Annotated in this window: 21 protein-coding genes; 5 read left to right on the forward strand and 16 right to left on the reverse strand. The window is 40.6% G+C overall.

Annotated features, from left to right (window positions below; translation table 11 throughout):
- Positions 1-104: 104 nt before the first annotated feature.
- From FG28_RS01900 to FG28_RS01920, 5 genes are all read right to left on the reverse strand, one after another.
- On the reverse strand, positions 105-599 hold the full coding sequence (locus tag FG28_RS01900; protein WP_036379444.1) for a GNAT family N-acetyltransferase: 495 nt from the start codon (positions 597-599) through the stop codon (positions 105-107).
- A gap of 119 nt (positions 600-718) precedes the next feature.
- Positions 719-1,465 (reverse strand): Rid family hydrolase, encoded by a 747-nt coding sequence (locus FG28_RS20395; RefSeq protein WP_156102176.1) that lies wholly within the window; start codon positions 1,463-1,465, stop codon positions 719-721.
- A gap of 37 nt (positions 1,466-1,502) precedes the next feature.
- The gene (locus FG28_RS01910) at positions 1,503-2,018 is read right to left on the reverse strand and encodes a cupin domain-containing protein (RefSeq protein WP_036379446.1); all 516 of its coding nucleotides are present in this window, start codon (positions 2,016-2,018) and stop codon (positions 1,503-1,505) included.
- Between the two features lie 2 nt (positions 2,019-2,020).
- Positions 2,021-2,617, reverse strand: coding sequence for an FMN-dependent NADH-azoreductase (locus FG28_RS01915; RefSeq protein ID WP_051947149.1), 597 nt, complete (start codon positions 2,615-2,617; stop codon positions 2,021-2,023).
- A 62-nt stretch (positions 2,618-2,679) separates the two neighbouring features.
- Positions 2,680-3,573 (reverse strand): sigma-70 family RNA polymerase sigma factor, encoded by an 894-nt coding sequence (locus tag FG28_RS01920; RefSeq protein ID WP_051947150.1) that lies wholly within the window; start codon positions 3,571-3,573, stop codon positions 2,680-2,682.
- A 556-nt stretch (positions 3,574-4,129) separates the two neighbouring features.
- On the opposite strand from FG28_RS01920, the gene FG28_RS01925 reads away from it, so the two are divergent.
- Positions 4,130-5,197: an AraC family transcriptional regulator gene (locus FG28_RS01925; protein ID WP_197062538.1), complete on the forward strand. Its 1,068-nt coding sequence runs from the start codon at positions 4,130-4,132 to the stop codon at positions 5,195-5,197.
- A gap of 32 nt (positions 5,198-5,229) precedes the next feature.
- Here FG28_RS01925 and FG28_RS01930 read toward each other — a convergent pair whose 3' ends face one another.
- The 5 genes from FG28_RS01930 to FG28_RS01950 form a co-directional block, all read right to left on the reverse strand.
- A complete protein-coding gene (locus FG28_RS01930; RefSeq protein ID WP_036379452.1) occupies positions 5,230-5,808 on the reverse strand; it encodes a DUF1579 family protein in 579 nt (192 codons plus the stop codon).
- Positions 5,809-5,904: 96 nt separating this feature from the next.
- On the reverse strand, positions 5,905-6,834 hold the full coding sequence (locus tag FG28_RS19975; RefSeq protein WP_051947151.1) for a hypothetical protein: 930 nt from the start codon (positions 6,832-6,834) through the stop codon (positions 5,905-5,907).
- A gap of 2 nt (positions 6,835-6,836) precedes the next feature.
- Entirely contained in the window at positions 6,837-8,570 is a 1,734-nt protein-coding gene (locus tag FG28_RS01940) for a SusD/RagB family nutrient-binding outer membrane lipoprotein (RefSeq protein WP_036386050.1), read from the reverse strand.
- A 19-nt stretch (positions 8,571-8,589) separates the two neighbouring features.
- Positions 8,590-11,841, reverse strand: coding sequence for a SusC/RagA family TonB-linked outer membrane protein (locus tag FG28_RS01945; protein ID WP_036379455.1), 3,252 nt, complete (start codon positions 11,839-11,841; stop codon positions 8,590-8,592).
- 372 nt (positions 11,842-12,213) lie between these two features.
- Positions 12,214-12,798 (reverse strand): Crp/Fnr family transcriptional regulator, encoded by a 585-nt coding sequence (locus FG28_RS01950; RefSeq protein ID WP_036379457.1) that lies wholly within the window; start codon positions 12,796-12,798, stop codon positions 12,214-12,216.
- Positions 12,799-13,124: 326 nt separating this feature from the next.
- Between FG28_RS01950 and FG28_RS01955 the strand changes: the two genes are divergently transcribed.
- Positions 13,125-14,654, forward strand: coding sequence for a DPP IV N-terminal domain-containing protein (locus FG28_RS01955; protein ID WP_036379459.1), 1,530 nt, complete (start codon positions 13,125-13,127; stop codon positions 14,652-14,654).
- A 33-nt stretch (positions 14,655-14,687) separates the two neighbouring features.
- Here the strand turns inward: FG28_RS01955 and FG28_RS01960 are convergent, their stop codons facing one another.
- From FG28_RS01960 to FG28_RS01985, 6 genes are all read right to left on the reverse strand, one after another.
- On the reverse strand, positions 14,688-15,296 hold the full coding sequence (locus FG28_RS01960) for a hypothetical protein (RefSeq protein WP_036379461.1): 609 nt from the start codon (positions 15,294-15,296) through the stop codon (positions 14,688-14,690).
- 194 nt (positions 15,297-15,490) lie between these two features.
- Entirely contained in the window at positions 15,491-15,766 is a 276-nt protein-coding gene (locus FG28_RS01965) for an ATP-dependent Clp protease adaptor ClpS (RefSeq protein ID WP_036379465.1), read from the reverse strand.
- A gap of 21 nt (positions 15,767-15,787) precedes the next feature.
- Entirely contained in the window at positions 15,788-16,621 is an 834-nt protein-coding gene (gene prmA / locus FG28_RS01970; protein WP_036379467.1) for a 50S ribosomal protein L11 methyltransferase, read from the reverse strand.
- Positions 16,622-16,629: 8 nt separating this feature from the next.
- Positions 16,630-17,379 (reverse strand): triose-phosphate isomerase, encoded by a 750-nt coding sequence (gene tpiA, locus FG28_RS01975; protein WP_036379469.1) that lies wholly within the window; start codon positions 17,377-17,379, stop codon positions 16,630-16,632.
- 27 nt (positions 17,380-17,406) lie between these two features.
- Entirely contained in the window at positions 17,407-18,501 is a 1,095-nt protein-coding gene (locus tag FG28_RS01980) for a BT_3928 family protein (RefSeq protein ID WP_036379472.1), read from the reverse strand.
- Positions 18,498-19,040 carry a DUF1599 domain-containing protein gene (locus FG28_RS01985; protein ID WP_036379474.1) on the reverse strand — a complete coding sequence of 181 codons (543 nt, stop codon included), beginning with the start codon at positions 19,038-19,040 and terminating at the stop codon, positions 18,498-18,500. Before FG28_RS01985 ends, FG28_RS01980 begins: the two co-directional genes overlap by 4 nt.
- 95 nt (positions 19,041-19,135) lie before the next feature.
- Between FG28_RS01985 and folP the strand changes: the two genes are divergently transcribed.
- Genes folP through FG28_RS02000 form a run of 3 tightly spaced genes read left to right on the forward strand, consistent with a single transcriptional unit; the run spans position 19,136 to position 21,563 of the window.
- The gene (gene folP / locus FG28_RS01990; RefSeq protein ID WP_036386051.1) at positions 19,136-19,969 is read left to right on the forward strand and encodes a dihydropteroate synthase; all 834 of its coding nucleotides are present in this window, start codon (positions 19,136-19,138) and stop codon (positions 19,967-19,969) included.
- A gap of 44 nt (positions 19,970-20,013) precedes the next feature.
- Complete coding sequence (cdaA, locus tag FG28_RS01995; protein ID WP_036379476.1) at positions 20,014-20,799, forward strand: diadenylate cyclase CdaA; 786 nt, start codon at positions 20,014-20,016, stop codon at positions 20,797-20,799.
- Entirely contained in the window at positions 20,799-21,563 is a 765-nt protein-coding gene (locus tag FG28_RS02000; RefSeq protein WP_036379478.1) for a DUF3667 domain-containing protein, read from the forward strand. Before cdaA ends, FG28_RS02000 begins: the two co-directional genes overlap by 1 nt.

Below are 21,563 nucleotides of genomic sequence, written 5' to 3' on the forward strand. Positions count from 1 at the left end.
GCACGTAGGTACGGACAAATGGAGAAAGGAAGTAAGTAATAAAACTTGCTTTTATAGTTTTTGATTTTCAATACGCGGAGACAGGAAGGGGCAGCAATGCCAAATTAATCGAGTTTTCGCTCCAGCACATAATCATCCATTACATAGCCCCCGCCAATATCCTGCACTATGGAATCCACGTTGAGGAAGCCCATTTTTTCATAGGCGGCAATGGAGTCTGAATTATACTTGTTTACAGTCAACCTAATTTTGGCAAGATTAAGCTCTTTGGCTTGCGATTGCATAAAGGAAAGGCCCACTTTAGCCACTCCATTTCCTCTTGCCGATTTTAAGACATACAACTTACTCAAAAAGAGAGCATCCTCATTGATACTATAAGAAAAATATCCAACAAACTCATCTTTAAATTGGAGTAGGTAATACGCAATTCCCTTTTCCAATTGCTCTTGAATTGCGTTTTCAGATTGAAACTTATCTAGCATATAGTTTACCTGCTCCAATCCGATGATGGGGGTGTAATGTTCGGTCCAAATGATTTTTGCCAAATCGGCCACTACACCAATATTTGCTTTTAATTTTACTGGTACGATGTTGATCATTCCTTAAAATAATTAGGTTGCCCTTATTGTAAACCAAATTAAAGGAAAAACCTGCAAAATCCATTGGACAAGAGGATTCTAAGCATTTTTAAACCCTTATTTATCTATTTAAGAAAGCTCTACGCATTTACAATGCTGGGGTAATTGCCCAAAATCCACCATTTATGGTCTTCCCTGACCAAGACTATCAAAGATTCAAATTGCAATTCTTTGCTTTTTAACCTCACCCTAGCGTAGGCCAAATCGTCCAAAACCTCTACATGGATTGTCTCCATTGTTCTGGGAATTCCCCCAAAGGTACCGTCTTTGACCAGCCCAATGTATTCCTCCTTATCCAAATGAAAAATCCCTTTTTGGGTAAAAAAGCCAGATTGCACATTTCGGTAGTTCTTGTGAAGGGTACTGGCCAAAAGTTCAACATCATTAGTATCACCTCCCTTTATAAAGGCATTTAAGGTTTCCATTACTTCTGTGGATTGCATATTGGGTTGTTTTATTGCGGTTACCTGTATTTCAATTTTCATTCTTGGGTCCGAAAGTCCTGCGGCGATCATTGTGGCAGCTGGCTTGGACGTACCAAAGTGGTTTCTCAATAGGGGCCAGCATGCTTCAAAATCACTTGCATTTGGTAGGATATACGTAATCCTAACCACATCTTCTAAACTAGCATTGGCATTTTGCAGGGCATTTTGGATATTTCTGATGCATTGATCAGCCTGAACCACTATATCATCGGATATGGTCATGGTTTCATAATCAAATCCCGTGGTTCCCGAAACAAAAATCCAATTGCCACATACCAAGGCCCTTGAGTATCCAATTTGTTCTTCAAAAGTTGACCCGGAGGTAATATGTTGTTTTCTCATTGGTATCATTTTTTTAATTTTCATAGTGATTCGTGAGTTACTTTTTGGTCAGCTCCAATTGGTTTTGATCCACTGGAAAACTATCGTACTTGTTATACAGTTTTTGATGCTTTTCTGGATCTATCGGGTCTTCACCCAATATCTGATGTAAACCTTTAAAAAATCCCTCTCTTTTCATTGAAGGGGTAAAAACAAGCATCAACTTAACTATGGTATCAGAATCATTTTTAAATCCATGTGGCGTAAACCTGGGAATGAAAACCACAGCACCTTTGGAAAGCTGTTTTGTTTCAGTGCCATGCATCACCGTTAACGTACCCTCGGTTACTATAAAAGTTTCATCCATAAACCGATGGTAATGCAAATGTGCCCCAATGGCCATGGGTTGTAGGATAATTTCGTAAATACCCATTTGGTCGTTGGTGAGGTCGCTGGTAACCTTAAATGTGAACGATCCACTGCCCAGTTCCATTTTCTCTCCTTCACTTGGATAAATGATGTGGGAATTGTCTACCAACGTATCTTCAAGATAATTTTCTTCCTTGATGTCCATTATCAATTTTGATTAAAGCATTGTGTTATTTGTTCCTTTGTGGATCTAAATCGGTTTGCGGAACCTTCATGGGTGGTGCCATAAATGGAGAAAGTGTCCACCTCCACAATCCCAATAAAGTTTAAAATACCTTGGAGGTATCTTTCCACACCATCCGGTGATTCCCCGTTTATGGGCATTCCTCCCCTAGAAACGATTACCGCCGCTTTTTTCCCAGAAAGCAACCCTTTTCTAGTATAATTTTCTGGATCATAGCCAAAAGTCCTGTTGATGCGCACTACATGATCTATATAGGCTTTTAAGGTGCTGGGAGTGGCATAATTATATACCGGTGAGCTTATCAATACGGTGTCTGCCGATTCCAATTCATCAATCAGCATATTGGATATGTGCAGGCCATTGTCACTGACCTCGGTAGTGTTGAATGCGGAAAAGACCGATTGTGTAAGATGCGGCATCTCAAATTTTTCCAAATCTCGATAAACTACCTTTGATGCTGGATGGAGTTCCCTCCACAGGGTTTCGTAATGATCGGCTGCATTTCTACTGAAGGAATCCTCTACGTTAAAACTTGAATCAATTCTTAAAAGTGTTTTCATACCTCTTCGTTTTATCCAATAGACAAATGAAGAAGCGTTTACGTGACAACGATTGGGAATTTTCAGTTGATATGCTGGTCCAGATAGGCCAACAATTTTGCCATATGCTGGTTGGCCACAACCCCTTTGGGTTGGTGAAGGTTCCTTAATTTTTCGGGATCCACAATGGAATAGATTGCTGACAACTTGTTATGCTCATTAAAATTGAACACCATGCAACTCATTATTCTATTATTGGTCTTAAACCATAGGGCGGGTTGATGGTTGATGTAGGTAAAGGAGCGTTCTTTGCCATCCAAGAACATGCCATAAACATACTGCAACAATTCTGCGGTCCTTTGTTTTCCCTGAGTGATTTTAGTGACCACTTTAACCGAGTTGCCCCCATCTGCCATTAAACAGATATCTTCGGCAAAAAGGGACTCCAATGTATCGGTATCGGCAGCCATTAAAGCATCAACATAGGGATTTAGGCAATCTTTTGTGGGCACTTCTTTTTTAAAAGACTGGTTTTTCAACTTTTTTTTGGCCCTTACATATAATTGTCTGCTATTGTCTTTGGATACGTTAAGCACATCAGCAATATCCCCATGCCCATAGTCGAACCCTTCCCTTAGAATGAAGACTGCCCTTTCTTTGGGGTTGAGCTCCTCAAAAAGTACCATTAAGGAATAATTGGCCACTTGTTCCTTTATCAATGGGGCATCCGCCGACTCGGTTGTTATGGGTTCTGGCAACCAAATCCCATATTTGGAAAATTTCTTGCTCCTTTTCTTAAAGTTTATGGAAAGATTGATTACCATTTTTATGAGGTAATTAACCTCGTTTTCTACTTTGGATTTGTCCAATGTGATATATTTTTCCATAGCATCTTGTACAACATCATGGGCATCCTCAAAAGACCCCACAATATTATAGGAGTAGGTAAGTAATTTGGAATAAATGGACTTTGTCATGGTATGGAATTGAAAGTAATGGGATAAGCCATTGTACTATCCCAATGCTAATGACAATTGAAACCCAACTTATGTGACAAACTTCTACAAAATTATTTGAAGTCAAGAATTAAGGCCGTTTCAAATGTTTCAAAATCAATGTACAAAAAGCTTTTTTCTTTAAAAAAGTAGTATACTACACTGAGGAAGTATTTTAATCATGTTAGCATCAAGGTTGTATAATTACAATTAATTTCTGATGGGTCAACTGGGCAACACAATGCCATAACAAAGAAATCTTGCAACCCCACATTGTTCACAAGGTTCCATATTGCTGAAGCATTACATGTTTGATTTACCAAAACCCTTTATCTTTAAAAAGGCCATACGCTTTGTACATTTGGTATTTTTCAACTTGTACTGAGTCCTTTATTAGTGTAAATCTAGCATCTTCCGATACAGATTTACACCTTCAATAGTAAGTATTTAGTAATTTTAGTTCATTGAAATGCAGTTTTTTTACAGGATGAACGTTTGGGAAATCATATCATTATTTTTTGCTGGCCAAGGCTTACTAATGGCCATTTTTCTTGTTGGCCGCAAAAGCAATGTTAAAGAAGCCAATAGAATCTGGGCTTTTTTTTTGGTCCTGTTCTCATTGAATATTGCTTACAATGTTCTTTTTTGGGCCTTTGAGGACTCCAAGTTTACCAACTCGTTAAACCTTATGTACCTCATTCCATTTTCATTATACGGTCCCTTGTTCTATCTGTATATGCTTTTTTTGGTAAAAAATGACACAATGCAATTTTTCAGCAAGAAAACATTGGTGCATTTTATTCCAACCATTTTAATATTTGCCAACTTTGCATACTATTTCAGTTTACCTGTTGAGACAAAAATTCTTTTTGAAAGTCAGGAAGATGTCTTTGGTGGCACCATTATAGTACATCCGGGCATTGTTTACGTTTTCATCTGTATCATGTTACTTTTTTATACTTTTTTGGCCTATAAAAATTTAAAGAGCCTTTTTAAATGGGATGCCGAAATGAAGTTGTGGTCAACTCTGATTGCAAGTGTATTTGCCTTGTTCGGAATATCATGGATAGTTTATTTTATTCTTGCCAGAACAGGTGTGTTACAAATTGAGCATGACTATTTTATCGGCTTTTTTATGATTTTCATGATAGGGCTGACCTCCTATTTTGGTTTCAACTATTCCGATGTGTTCAATGGTAAGCCATTACGTAGGGTATTCCCTATTATAAAATACAAGAACTCCGGGCTTTCCAGAAAAGTGCTCAATGAACTAAAGCTAAAATTGATCAACCTAATGGAACGCGATGGATTGTACCTGGACTGCGAACTTAAACTGGCCGATATTGCGGATGAACTAAATGTTTCAAGACATCACGCATCCCAAATCATTAATGAATGTTTCGGTGTCAGCTTTTATGAATACCTAAATAATTTACGTATTCAGGAGGCTGAAAAATTACTGATGGACAATGAGGCCATAGACTTGAACATTACGGATATTGCTTATAAATCCGGATTCAATAATCGCATGTCCTTTTACAACACTTTTAGAAAACATTTTGGTGTAACACCTTCAGAATTTCGGAGCAAAAATCTAGCTTCCTAGTTTATCCGATAAGTGCGATTCCAACATTAATATCAATCCACTCGCCTTGTCTTTTCCAACATGTGGTATGTAAACTTTTCATTTTCATCTACAGAGGTTCTTACATACGTTTTTCTAATAAATACTTTAGGATCATCCTTTGTCAGAAGCAATTTGTCCATAACATACTCAGTAATTCCATTCTCAATTAAAAAAGAGGCTGTTGTGTTCAACAATGTTCCATTATCAGCTGTTGTTAAATCCCCTTGCAATAAGACCTTTATGGGCCAAGTAGAGCTTAACCATAGGCTTTCATACTTCTGGTAGATTTTATTATAATTATAGTAAACAATATCCGTTGCATTTGGACGGTCAAATTGCTCCATTTCATATTCGCATTTAATAAACGTATTGTTACCCGCAAGCTCACATTCCATTGTGCCATTCATTATGTTCGGGTTTTCGGTTTCTGGATAATAAATCCTTTCAACATTCCACTTGCCCAATAAAAAAGAGAGGTCTTCGGTTCTTTTCTGTGCGCCAACTTCTGAAAAGAATCCTAAAAAAAGTAAGCAAAGTATGGTTTTGAGTTTATGCTTTTTTAAAGATAATATTATGATGTCCGCTTCCATTTTCGCTATTTATAAATTATCCAACAAGAACCATAGGCCAAAAAACCTTGGAATAAGGCATTCCAAGGTTCGCAAATTAAATAATTAAACACCTAGCTATATCTTTGATAAGATAAAGGCTTGGTTCTGTGAGGAGCCGGAAAAATCCAAACTAAGGTTAATGTCTCCGGTACAGGTGCCAATGGTACCATCTCCTGTTACGGTTGTAATAAATCCGCCCCCGTAGTCCCATGGTTCATTGGAACTTACTGTAACATTACCGGTAGTCGCATCTATTGTCACTATCAAATACGATGAATCCTTGTTGACCACAAAAGGTCTAACGGTATTGGGCAGCCTAAAGGTAAAGTCCCCGTCCTCTGAGGGTAAAAACTCCGCTTGCACAACTTCGCCACCACCATAATCTGCCCAAGCGTCTGCTACTACCATATACTCACCTTCAAACAAGGATGCATCAGAAAGCGCACAAAAAAACTGTGCTGAATAGGCAAAAGGGGAGTTGAAAAAGCTCCCATTCAAGACCGTACCCTTACCTCTATTGGTAAATTCCCTTCCATCTGACAGCTTTGCCACCAATCGAATTGAAAATGAATCAGCACTATCATAATCGCCTTCCTGAAGTCCCAATGCCGAAAGTACTTCTGTCAATGTTGCTGAAACTTCCGCTCTTGGATAGCCAAAAGGGCCCTCTGAAAATGAAGAAGCTGGTATGGTTTTAACAAGCGTCTCTGAACCAGGCTCACCATCATTTATAAAGGTCATCAACACATCTAGTTCAGTAAGCAGATCACCATTTTCAGCATCCTGTGCCTCAAGTGTGACGCTCCATGCCTTTGATGTATCAAAAAAATCAAACGTCCCACTATTAATGGATACTGTACGAAGTACAAGTCCACGGGCAACCGTAGCTTCAACTTCGTCTACCAATTTATCATCGGAACTGCAAGCGGCCAAAAGCAACATTACCATTGACACTGCAGTATATTTCCATGTATTTTTCATAATCTTTACATTAAAATTTTTCATTGCTAGTTTGATCTGGGGAATGAGGGTCCTGCTGGATTGTTATCCCAAAACACCTGTACCCCAACATTAGGTTTTTGTGTAATGTTCGCATTTGAGGTAACTGCCTGATTAGGGTAAAACATAGATCTAGGGAAATTTCCCGGATCTGGCTCCCTATTTGGCTGTAACGTAGAGGGAAATCCAGTACGCCTGTAAAAATTATAGGCCTCTATACCGTTTCCGTAATGCGCTAAAAAGTGGTTCTCGGCAAAAATGTCCCATTGATCATCCCCTGTAGCGTTCCCAAAAGAAGTCACCACGTTGTTAATGAAATTGTCAAAATCGGCGTCTGTTGGTTGAAAAGACAAGTCAGATACCATATCATTTGTTACTGAGGCGCGAACTTTGGCTATCTGCTTTCTCAGGCCGGCTTCAAAGAATACTTGTGCGGAAGCTACATCTCCATCAGCCAGGGCAAGTTCCGCTCGCCAAAAATCAACCATAAAGGCATTGAGAATGGGCGTAATTCCAACTCCTCCAGCCCCCAAGGAAGCAGCATTCGATTGACCGATTGGATTAAAACTGTCATCGTCAAACCGTCCTCCAGCAGGATAAACACCCCAGGTAGTTCTGAAAAGACCATCTGGGGGCGTACCTTGATTGTCTCCATGATCTCTTCCCCAATAACCATTAGGTAAACTGCAAAAGGTAAATCCCCCATTGATGTAATGTTGAGGCGGTGTCTGCAAGGAGCACCGTAAGGTTTGCTCATCTGGAGGGGTCCCTCCCTCACCAGGCACCACACTTACCTGTCTGTAGAAATAGTATCTAATCCGGGGATCATCATTGGTTAGCATTTGGTTGACCAACCAGTTTGAAGTATAGTCCCCAGCTCCATTCGATACATAGTTGAGCCCATACCTTGGATGCCTGTTATCTGGCTGTGCGGCACTGGTCGCTGGCCATTTGAACTCAAAGTCATCTGCGGTATCCGTTATGTAGTTACCTGAAGATACAATGGCATTAAAGGCATCCACAGCACTGGGGTCAACCAATCGGGTTTGAAGGTAGAGTTTCATCTTCAAAGTATTGGCCGCCCTTACCCATTTTGAATAGTCATTGTTATAATAATAATCAATGGATGGAGTCCCTGTAGTGGTATTGGTAAAATTTACAATAGCTTGGTCCAAGAGTGAAAAAGCAGCCTCATAAACAGATTCTCCACTATCCAATTTTGGGTTCACTATTTCCGGTGCCCTTGCAGCTTCCGTGTAAGGGATATCTCCAAAAAAATCAACCATCGCGGTAATAACGTAAGCCTCTATGAACTGGGCAATCCCCAAGTGACGAGTAAGCCCTGCTTCTTCTGCCAGAGGGGTCATCAGGCGGATATCAAAAAGAATCCCCCGATAGGCATTGTCCCATTCATCGTCAACATCACTGTCCTGATATGTGCTTCCGTAATTTCTACTTGACATTTGCATAATCCTGGTCAGTTCCATTCCAATGGGCGATAGGCCATCACCAAATTGAAATCCTCCAGTAACAAAATTGTCATTGGGATCACCATTGGCATCTCCGTCCAATTGTCGCACAAAATCTTCCTGAATAGATAATAGAAATAGGTCCGGACTGGCCTGTGTCGGTGTCAAAAAATTGGGGTCTTCGGTAAGATCTAATTCCGTGGTCTCACAAGATGTTACCCCAAGCAACATCACAGATAGCACGAGTACGATATATTTATTCATTTTTTTCATCTTATTTTCTTTTTTCATCTTAGAATGTTGCTTTTACGCTGAAACCATACCTTCTTGAACTAGGCCCGTTTAGGAAATCAAATCCAAAACCATTGCCCACACCTGTTCCTGAAGTATTGGGATCAAAATTGGCCCCGTCTGGAGTGTTAATGGCATCATACCAAAGGTTTTGACCGGAAATCTTGAACGTAAGGGCACCAAAGGGAGTGTTGTCCAAAAACTTTTTAGGCAGGTCATAGCTCAATGAAGCCTCTTGCAAACGAACAACTGTGGCATCCCATACCTGCAATTCTGACGGGCCACCAAAAATGTTGCTGAAATAATAATCTGAGTTGTTTATCTGGAGGTCGTTTACCCTACCGTCTGGGGTAACTCCAGGCAGCACATACGTATTTAGGCGATCTACCGTCTCCACTATAAGCCCTCTCCCCAATAGTGTGGAGATAGTACTTGACCATATATCTCCCCCATGGGTATAGTTCCATTGAAAGCCTAGTGTAAAGTTCTTGAATGAAAGGGTGTTGATAAGGTTGGCCACCCAATCTGGATTGGGATCTCCGATAACTCCGTTTTGGGGATCCGTATCATAATCCCCAACAGAATCCACTACCAAATTGCCTTCATCATCCCTTAATACACGAGAACCAAAAATTACGCCCATGGGCTCTCCTTCTATGGCTGCGTTACCTAAATTGCCAAATCCTGAATACACAATTTGGTCTGTATCCTGACCCAAATCGGTCACCTCAGATTCATTGGCAGTAAAATTCAGATTGGATGTCCATGAAAAGTCGCCATCCTCTTTGGGTCTGAACCATTGAGCCCCCAAGTCTATCTCAATACCCTCACCCTGAATTTCCCCTACATTGGTATTCGTTCTAAAGAAACCAGATGCAGGATCCAAGGGTTGTGTTACAATCAAATCTGTTGTAACCCTTTTGTACAAAGACATATCAAGGGTAATCTTATTTTGCCACCATCTGGATTCGATACCTACTTCAATCTCATCAACACGCTCAGGTTTTAAATTTGGATTACCCAGTGTCAACGGACTTGTATTGGTAACAATGTTTCTTCCAGTATTATCCTGAAAGTCTTGTGCGTCAAGAATTAAGCGATTTGCAACCGGATAGTTGTCCGAATTGGCATCCGGGAAACCAGCAGAAGTACCATAACCTGCACGAAGCTTTAAGTAGTTGAGTGCATTCTTACCCTTTAACCCATCGAAAGCAGTAGTTGGTACGAAGGAAAGACTTGCGCTTGGGTAGAAAATTGATCTATTGGCCCTAGACAGGTTTGATGCCCAATCATTTCGTCCAGCCAAGGTCAAGTAAACATAGTTGTCATAATCCAGTTCTATTTGTCCATAAGCTCCGGCCAAATTCCTTTCCGCCGAACTTTGAATTTCATTTTGGTTTAAAAAGTTGAAATGTCGTAGAACTCCAAAAACTTGTTGGTTGTCACTGGCTACACCACTTTGGTAAAAAAGTTCTCTTCTGGAGTTAACCCCAAAATTAAAAGTGGCTCCAATCCTTTCCGTAATTTCATAGTCTCCATTAATAGCGAGATTATGATCCCAAATGGTATTGGTATTGTTCCATGTTTCGTAAATACCGCTGGCCAATCTGGGCTGTGGAACATTCCCGTTTATACCCCCTTTATTCTGATAGTTTACATTGTTTTCACTATAGACATCGATGCCCGCTCTATATATGACATTTAGATTGTCATTGATCTCATATTGCAACGATGCTTGACCAAATACACGATTGGTTTCTTGCCCTGTACCTGAATTGTTAACGGTCCACAACGGATGCTGTATGTCGTTGCCATTCCTATAGTATACACTCCGTCCATCAATTGGACTTTGGTATGGAAGATTAACTATATCTATACTTCTTGGGGTAAAAAAGAGGTCTCCAAATACCGAAGAACCCGATCCAGTGGCCCCATTACCTGCGCTGTAAGCAACTGGAGGCGAAATAAATTTGGTCCTGGCAAAATTCAATGTACCGGATACCGTGAACTTATTACTGAGAACAGCTCTTCCTCCAACACCTAAATTATTTCTATTTAGGCTATTACCTGGTGTAAAACCCTGATCCTTGAGGTAACCATAATTTGCATTGTACGATATTTTGCCATCATCCGAGGCACCACTGACATTGATTGAAGTGTTGACCACTGTTCCCGTTCTAAAAAAGTTGCCGAAACTGTCGTATGGTTTCCATTCATATCGTACGTTGGCAAACTCTGGAAATCCTTGCTGACCTGCCACCGAAAGGGTATAAGGATGCGGTAAAGTCCCTTGGGCATCAAATGCTGAGCTATTGCCCCAACCGGCAATACCTTCACGATCAAAACTGGGACCCCAGTTACTGAAAAACCATCCAAAAGCTTGATCAAACCCATTACCGAATTGATTTTGGTAATCAGGGGTTGAAGCGATTTCGTTAAAAAAAATCGAAGAGTTTACGGTGATTTCGGTCTTTTTTACACCTTGACCACCAGCTCCTGCCTTGGTGGTTATTAGTATAACTCCGTTTCTACCTAATGAGCCATAAAGCGTTGCGGCCGCCAAACCTTTTAATACATTAACACTTTCAATGGCATTTGGGTCAAGATCAAGAAACCTGCTGGATCCATTATTTCCATTTATGAAATCCTGTCGGTCCCCTTGCCTACCAACAGAATTGGTGTCAGCATTAAAGGGAACACCATCAACAATAAAAAGCGGCTGGTTACTTTGACTGAACGAGTTATATCCTCGAATTATAATATTTGTTCCCGACCCAGAGAGTCCACTTTGTTGGGTGATATTTACGCCAGATGCTTTACCCAACAGAGCTCTACCTATGTCGCCTTCTGCTCGTTGTTCAAGGTCTTCGGACCCTACCTCAGCCACGGCATATCCAAGAGCCTGTTTCTCCCTTTTAATGCCCAATGCGGTCACTACGACCTCTTCAAGGGCTTGGGCATCCTCCTGCATCTGAACATTGATTATGTTTTCAGTGCCAATTGTCCTGCGTTCCGTTCTTTGACCAATATAGGTGAACAAGAGTACTTGACCTGTAGAGGCAGCAATTGAGTAATTTCCGTCAAAATCGGTTTGGGTGCCAGAATTGGTCCCTTCAACAATAATGTTTACGCCAGGCAAGGGTAACCCTTGCGAGTCTGTAACATTACCTGAAATGTCTCTTTCTTGACCTAGTAAAATTGTAGTTCCAATTAAGAAAACCACAATGACCAAGAACACTTTACTTTCTTTCATAGAGTTTAGAGTTTTGTTAGTAATAAATGAGCTAGTACAATTGAGAAAGGCGGGCGGGAGAAGCGGAGAATAGCTAATTCAAGAAATCAAAAAATGAGAACAGAACTCAATGGTTGTCTCTATTTTTGGTAAGGCATCTCACCGCCCTACCTTTACAATTGCAGGATAAAAGAATTGAATTAAAATCGAGGGATTGTACGTACCGATGGAGGTATTCAAATTCTCCGCTGCAGATTTACATTTACAAAAAAGAACAGTACCAAAACCAACAGAATAGAGCATTTTTATTGAACCTTTTGTTTGCCGCTTTCAATAAAAAAACGCCCTTGTTTAGGGCGGTCTTTCAATGGGTCATAGAATTCAAAGCTTTTCTTACAATAGTCTGGAAAGTGTCTCAGGGCGCATTGCCAAATAGGATGCCAAATATTTCTTGGGAATTCGTTCTACAATTTCTGGCTTACTGGTCTCCATAAAAAATTCCAACCGCTTCCTACCGTTTGGTATTCGGGCCAAATATACCCTATGCTCGGCCAACACATAGTATTGTTCTAGCATTATCCTATAAATCTGGAGCATTTCAGGAAAATTGTCGAGGCAATATTTGTAATCGTCATATTCCAGATAATCGCAATAGGTATCTTCCATGGCCTGAATATATTCCCTGGAGGTTTCATGCTTAAAAAATCCCGTTATGGAAGTAAAAATCTCATTTTCAGAATCTATCCAGGTTGTAATATCCTTGTTCTCGCTTACAAAATAACCCCGTACCAAGCCTTTTTTTATAAGGAACAGTTTATCGCAAATTTCCCCTTCCCTACTTATTATCTCATTTTTCTTGAAAGAAATGTTCTTGATTTTATCGACCAAAAAAGATGTAAACCCTGGACTAAGTGGGTAAATGGAATTGAGATATTGTACAATAAAGAGATTCTTTGCGGTTTTTTGGATAGGCGGCATCTAAATTGATGGTTTTTGGAACAAATCAATGTTATTAAAATGAACTATTGCGACTATTCATCCATTTTAACATTTTTACGGTTGTTATTATAGGTTTTTAGCTTATACCACAAAAATACCCACTTCATTTATGGACAGCAAATGATATGTGTCATGTTTTGATGACCAAGGTAAACAATCGATAAGCGTTTCAATTCTTCTTATGAGACTTTGTCACAATCTGGAGCGAATTATTTAAAATATTGTTTTTCAACAAGTTGTTTGTCCAATTTAATTATCTTTTGCAAGATTTTCAACAAACCTAACATCTAAACAAACTTCAACAAATGAAAAGAACACTGCTGATTGCCATATTGACCGTTTCCCTACTTGGATTCAAATCAAGTACAATACCGGTTGAAAAAATGGGCATTTTTGGTAAATATGGCATTTTTGACCATCAAATCAATATTGGGGACCCAGCCATTCAAGGAACTGTTGATTACGATCCTGATAACCAGCAATACACTATAGAAGGTTCCGGGTTTAATATGTGGGCAAACAATGATGAATTCCAATACCTCTACAAATCCATTCAAGGGGATTTTATTCTAAGGGCCCGGGTTCGGTTTATTGGTGAGGGGGTTGACCCACACCGTAAAATTGGATGGATCGTTCGGAACAACCTTAGGGGAGATTCGCCCCATGTAAATGCTTCCATCCATGGTGATGGCCTCACCTCGCTTCAATACAGAAGGGAAACCGGGAGCGAAACCGAACAAATTGTCTCTACCGATGCGGCACCTGATGTGGTTCAACTGGAACGCAGGGCAGGCGTATATTACATGTCCACCGCTAAATTTGGTCAACCGTTCACTACCGTAGAACTCAAGGATGTAAATCTTAGAAATGAGGTTTTTGTGGGTCTTTATGTGTGTTCCCACAACCCCGAAGTAATTGAAAAAGCAGTTTTCTCGAATGTTCGGATTATTAAGCCAGCCGACCCCGATTTTCAACCGTACCGGGATTATATCGGTAGTAATATGGAAATAATGAATGTGGAGACCGGTAACCGGAAGATTTTATTCAATTCGGCACACTCCATTCAGGCGCCAAACTGGGTCAACCAAGATAAAGAATTGGTCTTCAACTCCAACGGGTATCTGTACCGATATTCTTTTGAAACGGATGAAATATCCCAATTAAATACAGGATTTGCGGTAAACAACAACAACGATCATGTTTTTTCTTTTGACGAGACCATCTTGGGCATCAGCAATCACAATCAAGAGGATAATGGGTTGTCTTCCATTTACCTGATGAACCCCGAGGGAGACTCCCTTCCAAAAAAAATAACAAAAGATGGTGTTGGCGTTTCCTATCTCCATAGCATTTCTCCAGACAACAAGCGCATCCTATTTACGGCGGAACGCAAAGGAAAATTTGACATTTATGCAGTGGATTTAGCAACGGGGAAGGAAATCCAAATCACGGACACCAAGGACCTGGACGATGGTTCAGAATATTCCCCCAATGGCAAATACATCTATTTCAACTCAAATAGAACGGGTAATATGCACCTTTGGCGAATGAATGCTGACGGAAGTGATCCAATTCAATTGACCAACGACCCAAAATACAAAGATTGGTTTCCACATATTTCCCCTGACGGAAAATGGATTGTGTTCATCTCCTTCCCTCCAACCATAGGGTTTGGGGAACACCCTTTTTATGAGCACTGTACCCTACGTTTAATGCCTGCTGAAGGTGGGGAACCAAAGATAATCGGGTATCTCTATGGTGGCCAGGGGACCATTAATGTTCCCAGTTGGGCAAAGGATAGTAAACATATTGCATTTGTGACCAATAGTGATTAAACAAACGCTTTCTGCAATAATTGAAAATCTTTTTTAGGGGCTACGCATGATGGAATCCAACAGGTTTCTGGACTCTTTTAATTCTTCCTCCAGACGTTGATTTTCTTCAATATATTGGAGATGCAACTGTTCCATTCTTCGCTCAAACTCATCGGCTGGGACATATTCGGGCTCCAAGAACGAGCTGTTCAAGATACTGATCAGGGTGAACAAAAAACTAATGGCTATGGCAGAAATAAGGACAATGAGCAACGTTTTTTCTCTTTTTAGTTTAGGTGAGCTTTTTTTTAGAAGCTGCTTTTCATCCTTGCTCAATTTTCGGGTGCTGGACAATTGCTCCACAAACGCATCCCATTTTTCCTCTTCTTTGACATACATGTCCATGAAGCCTCCTTCTTCTAAAAAATCCTCGGTGCTTGGGGTAGAGGCCAACATGAATATATCCATTCCATTTCCGCTCATAACATCCAAAAGTTCCGGGTCGTACTCTTGAATTTCCTTGATCAGTTTTTCAGCAAACTGCAAGCTATAATTTGGACGCAGAAACTCATCATACAATGTTTGTATTTCAAAATAGTCATTGCGCTCTAGAGCATATTCCAAAAAACGGTCTTTTAATTCGGCCTTAAAGAATTCGCTCATTCCTGAATAAGAAAATTAGATGTTGTTTTTTTGCTTGTATTACTGTTCACACAAATTTAGGATATATAATTTCTGTTGGTTGAAATTTCAACGTAAAGAATTTGTGACGATGAAACATACAGCCCTAAAAGATTATCAACAATTCGGAAATTTCAACCCTTACTGGAATTTGAAGGACTGTATATGGGCTTAAATTAGATGATTTCCGCACTTAAGCCCGCTTGCAACAACTTGGAACATTTTGGTTTTAGGTAAGAGTATTCCCCCGTTTTTACGGTACATTTACCATTGTAGTGCACAATAAGGGAGCATTGTTCAGCCTGTTCCGGAGTATGTTCACAGACGTCAATCAATGTTTCAATAACATGATCAAATGTGTTCACATCGTCATTAAAAAGTACAATCTCGTTTTGCTTAACCGTCTCCTCTTCCAGAAGAAGGTCTTCCAAGCCTTTTTCTTTTGTGCCCATAATCGTGGAGTTAATGCCTTTCTAATTTACATATTTTACTGAAATCCAGCGGTTCTTCTCCAGCTTTTTTTCAAATTCCAAACCATTGGCCTTACATTTTGAAGAAATGGCATCCAAATCGTCTAAATAAAATCCACTTAGAAATAGTTGCCCTTTTGGATTGAGGCATTGTGCATAAATGGGGATGTCTTCCAACAAAATATTCCGGTTGATATTTGCCAAAATAACATCGTACTTCTTGTTTTTCAGCAAATTGCTATCGCCCATAAAAACTTGGATCTCCGAGCAGTCATTTCGTTCCACATTTTCTTGGGTGTTCAAGAAGCACCATTCATCAATATCAATGGCATCCACAGGGCCAGCGCCCCTTTTTTTGGCCAAAATGGCCAGTACACCGGTACCACATCCCATATCCAGAACTGATTTTCCATCAAAATCGTTTTCAAGGATGTGTTCCAGCATCATGTGCGTGGTCTCATGGTGGCCTGTACCAAAACTCATTTTGGGCTCAATGACAATGTCGTACTCCACATCAATTGCCTCATGAAAGGGTGCTCTGACCATGCATTTATCCCCTACTTTTATGGGATGGAAGTTTTTTTCCCACTCTGCATTCCAGTTTTGTTGTTCAATTTCCTTGCTGGTCCAACTGATTTCAAAATCAGGGCTTTCCAAAATGAACAGGTCATCCAAAACACCTTCTTTCCATTCTGATTTTAAGATGTAGGCCAACACACCAGAATCGGTTTCCACAAAACTTTCAAATCCGACTTCGCCCAATTCCGCAATGAGAATATCCGTAGCGGGCTGGGTGGGGCTTATTTTGAAATCGTACTCCAAATACACCAGTGCCATGATGTCAATTAAATTGCGGCTATAATGGCCACAAAATCATCTGATTTCAAAGAAGCACCTCCTATCAATCCGCCGTCAACATCAGGTTTTGAGAAAATGTCCGAAGCATTGTCGGGCTTAACACTGCCCCCGTACAGAATGGAAACCTCATCGGCTACGGAAGCGTCGTAAGCGGACGCAATGGTTTTTCTGATAAAGGCATGCATCTCTTGGGCTTGCTCCGGTGAAGCAGTTTCACCTGTACCGATGGCCCAAACGGGTTCGTAAGCCAAAATGATGTTCTTCCACGCTTCGGCATCCAAATCGAACAGGGCATTTTTCAACTGACTTTCCACTACGGAGAAGTGGTTATCAGACTTTCGGTCTTCCAATTCCTCGCCAAAACAGAAAATGGTCTTCATTCCTTTTTCCACAGCGGTTTTCACTTTTTTGGCCAACAGTTCATCGGTTTCCCCGAAATAGGCGCGGCGCTCAGAGTGACCGAGGATGACAATATCCACATCAATGTTCAATAGCATATCCGCAGAAATCTCACCAGTGTAGGCACCACTTTCTGCAAAATGCATGTTCTGGGCTGCCACTTGAATGGTGGACGCTTGAAGGCTCCTTTTCGCCGCTGCTAAATTCACAAACGTGGGTGAGACAATAACTTGGGCTTTGGTATCGGGCAGTTTTGCGGAAAGTTCGGCCAATAATGCCTCTGTTTCTTCCATGTTCTTGTTCATCTTCCAGTTTCCTGCCACTATTTTTGTTCTCATGTTGTTGGTTTTTCTTGTGTTCTATAATTAAAAAGAAAGTTCATCGAGGTCGTTGTAATGTACTTTTTGTTGAATGGTTCCGCGTTTCAATACCAATACGGCCGGATTGGAGCGAACAATGGTTTTTAAAGCGGTCTCATCGGTAAAATAAAAATCGAAAGGCAATTTGTATTGCTGTTCCATCGTATTGGCCAATTCATCGTTGGAGGCTGACATGCCAATCACCTTATATCCTTTTTGCTTGGCTTTTTCGGTGACTTGGGCCACTTCTGTAAAAGCACTATAGTTGCTTTTGGCCAAGTCGTAGGCAACCACCATCACCAATTTATCTTCGTTCAAAAATTCAGAGGCAAAGTTTTGGCCGTCCTTCTCAATGGTAAAATCATGAATGGGTGGTTCATATCCTTCTTGTATTTGTGTGGTCTCCACATCCACAAATTCACCATCCACTGAAGGATAATCACCATTCGTAACCACAATTTGGTCCTCTCCATTTACCTTAAATCGCCATGCGTATTCGTAAATGGGCTCTGGGGCACCTTCCGGTACGGTCATCCCTTCTTCAATATTAGCTCCGATTTTATAGGGTCTAAAATCTACTGATGGCAAATGGTTCAATACATGGTTGGCAAAGAGGATACAGGCCAATAGTGCCGCTCCACCCACAATCCAGTTGGTTTTTGTATTGAAAAGTGGCGTGATGTATTTCTGCCCGAAAAACAAAATCAGAATCAACACCAACAGAATTACATCTTTCGTGAAGGACTCCCACGGCGTCAATTTTATGGCATCGCCAAAACAGCCACAGTCGGTTACTTTATTAAAGTATGCAGAATAAAAAGTGAGAAAGGTGAAGAAAACGATCATCGCCAAAAGACTCCACACGGTAATCTTGGGTTTAAATCCTATCAATAAAAGTACACCCAATAGCACCTCGACGATGACCACAAAAATGGAGATTCCCAAAGCTATGGGCTCTAAAAAAGGTAAATCCAACACAGCGGGGCTAAAATATTCTTCCAATTTGAACGAAAACCCAACAGGGTCGTTCAATTTGATGAGTCCACTGATAATGAACAACACCCCAACAAGGATTCTTGAAATCCAAACCAAATATTTCATTCTTTTTTGCTTAAATGTATCAGTGCAAACACTGCATAATTGACCATATCTTGATAATTGGCATCCACACCTTCGCTAACTAAAGTTGCGCCTTGATTATTCTCAATCTGTTTGACCCGAAGTACTTTCTGCAAAATCAAATCCGTCAAGGAACTCACCCGCATATCGCGCCATGCCTCTCCATAATCGTGGTTTTTATCCTCCATCAACTTTTTGGTGATAGCAACTTCCTCATCGTACAGGGCAATGGCTTCCTCAGCCGTTAAATCAGGTTGTTCCACAATACCTTTCTTAATTTGGATGAGTGCCATGATGGAATAATTGATGATCCCCATAAATTCTGACTGCTCCCCCTCGTCCACTTTCCGAACTGCATTTTGTTGCAGGCTTCGAATACGCTGTGCCTTGATAAAAATCTGGTCGGTAAGGGAAGGAAGCCGCAAAATACGCCATGCGGTACCATAGTCTTGCGCCTTTTTTAAAAACAATTCCCGGCAGGTTTGAATCACCGCATCATATTGTTGGGAAGTCTGCTGCATGTATTGTTGCTAATTTGCGTAAATTTCGTCCAAATGAAAGTGCCCAAAAGCACTTCGCCAAAGATAATGAAACCCAAACGAAGCAGGTATTCTTTATGACCATAAACTGCAAAGGTGAACTCGTAGACCTATCCGTGCCTAAAGTAATGGGCATTCTTAACCTTACCCCGGATTCTTTTTATGACGGTGGAAAATATAAGGATGAAGCCGCTATTTTGAAACAAGTTGAAATGATGTTGGAGGATGGTGCCTCTTTTATTGATATGGGCGCCTATAGTTCCCGGCCCGGTGCGGAGCATGTGGATGAAGACGAGGAACTCAAACGAATGCTCCCCATAATTGGGTTGATTTTGAAACATTTTCCCAAAACCCTGATTTCTGTGGATACCTTTAGGAGTAAGGTTGCCGCCGAAAGTTTAGAACGGGGTGCTGCCCTGATCAATGATATTGCTGCAGGAAATCTGGATACTGGAATGTTCAATACCGTTGCCCATTATCAAGTTCCTTACATTATGATGCATTTGAAGGGTACGCCACAGTCCATGCAAAAAGAAGCTAAATATGATGACTTGATCAAAGACCTCCGATTTTATTTTTCAAAAAAAATGCAAGAGGCCAATTCAAAAAAAATAAACGACATCATTATTGATCCTGGCTTTGGGTTTGCCAAGACCACTGAGCAGAATTATACCCTTTTGAACCATCTGGACCTTTTTAAAACCTTTGAAGTGCCCTTACTTATAGGGTTAAGTCGAAAATCCATGGTCTACAAGGTGTTGAACTCAAATCCAAAAGAGGCCTTGAACGGAACCACGGCTTTGCATACGATTGCGCTTTTAAAAGGGGCCAACATTTTGCGGGTACACGATGTAAAAGAAGCCGTGGAATGTGTTAAACTTGTGGAAGCATTGAAAGCAAACGCCCTCTAATTTTTGGTTCTGCTATTTTTGCTAATTTTACAAAAACACCGCGGTTGGAATTTTTAAATTTTCTTGAGTTTAAAATCACAGACATCATAGACATTGTGCTCGTGGCCGCGCTGCTCTATTATATCTACAAATTGGTCAAGGGTACGGTGGCCATCAACATTTTTATAGGTATCGTTATAGTCTGGGCGCTTTGGAAACTCACGGAACTTCTGCAAATGAAAATGATCAGCAGCATGGTCGGTGGGTTCATGAACATTGGGCTTATTGCCTTGATCATCGTGTTTCAACAAGAGATACGAAAATTCCTGTTGATGATCGGTTCTACCAATTTTGCTTCCAAACGGAATTTTATCCGTCACTTTAAATTTTTGAAACAGGAGGCTGTTCCCACAGTTACTGATGTTGAGGCCGTTGTTGCAGCCTGTGAACGGATGGGAAGTACCAAAACCGGGGCCATCATTGTGATTGAACGCAATAATTCCCTGGATTTTATAAAATCTACCGGAGATGCCATGAACATTGAGGTAACACAACCCATTTTGGAAAGCATCTTTTTTAAGAACAGTCCTTTGCACGATGGTGCCGCAGTGATTCAGGATAATTTTATCACGGCAACTAGGGTGATTTTGCCCGTTTCCAATGACCGGAACATTCCACTTCGATTTGGATTGAGGCACCGCGCCGCTGTGGGCATCACCGAAAAAACGGATGCCATTTGCCTTGTGGTGAGTGAAGAAACCGGTTCCATTTCCTATATTAAGAATGGAGAGTTTGTTCCTTTTAAAACGTCAGAAGAGCTTATTCAATTCATCAAGAAAGATTTGGGGTGATGGAGTGCAAAAACTGCCATGCCAATTTACAATCCCTTTTTGACTACTGCCCTACTTGCGGTGCAAAAGTCATCCATAAAAGATTGACCCTGAAAAATGTTAGCCAAGATCTAGGCCATCTCGTCTTTAATCTGGACAATACCCTCTTTAAAACTTTTCGGCATCTTATTTCCCTACCAGAGGTTGTAATAACCAGTTACATTTCTGGTGTGCGGAAAAAATACATGAATCCTACTGGTTATTTTGCCATTGCAGCCACACTTGGTGGGTTGCTGATTTTTATATTGAGAAATATATACCATGTAAACCTCACTCATAGTAGCATCACCGATCAAGACAACCCTTATATGGTTACCGTTTTTGATTACAGAACCCTTCTGGCCTATTTGATCCTACCCTTTTATGCCCTCTTCACCTGGTTGCTGTTTTTAGGTCGTAAAAAAATGAACTACACGGAACATTTGGTGGCCAACGCTTACATTATTGGACAAGTTTCCTTTGTACAAGTAATAGTGTCGCTAATTTTATTTGGACTGCTCAAGCTACAATACGACGTATTCAATTGGGTATATCTGCTGATAACTATTGTTTATCAATTCTATGTATTGGGAAAAATACACCAAACCCGATTTGGAGGCACGTTCTTCCGTGGCTTGGCCTATCTTGTTTTACTATCTATTTTGATGATAGCCATAGGCTCCTTAATCATCTATATGTTATTATGGACAGGTCAGGTAAGCATGGAGATGCTTTCTCCGAAATAA

The organism is Muricauda sp. MAR_2010_75, assembly GCF_000745185.1.
Classification (GTDB): domain Bacteria; phylum Bacteroidota; class Bacteroidia; order Flavobacteriales; family Flavobacteriaceae; genus Flagellimonas.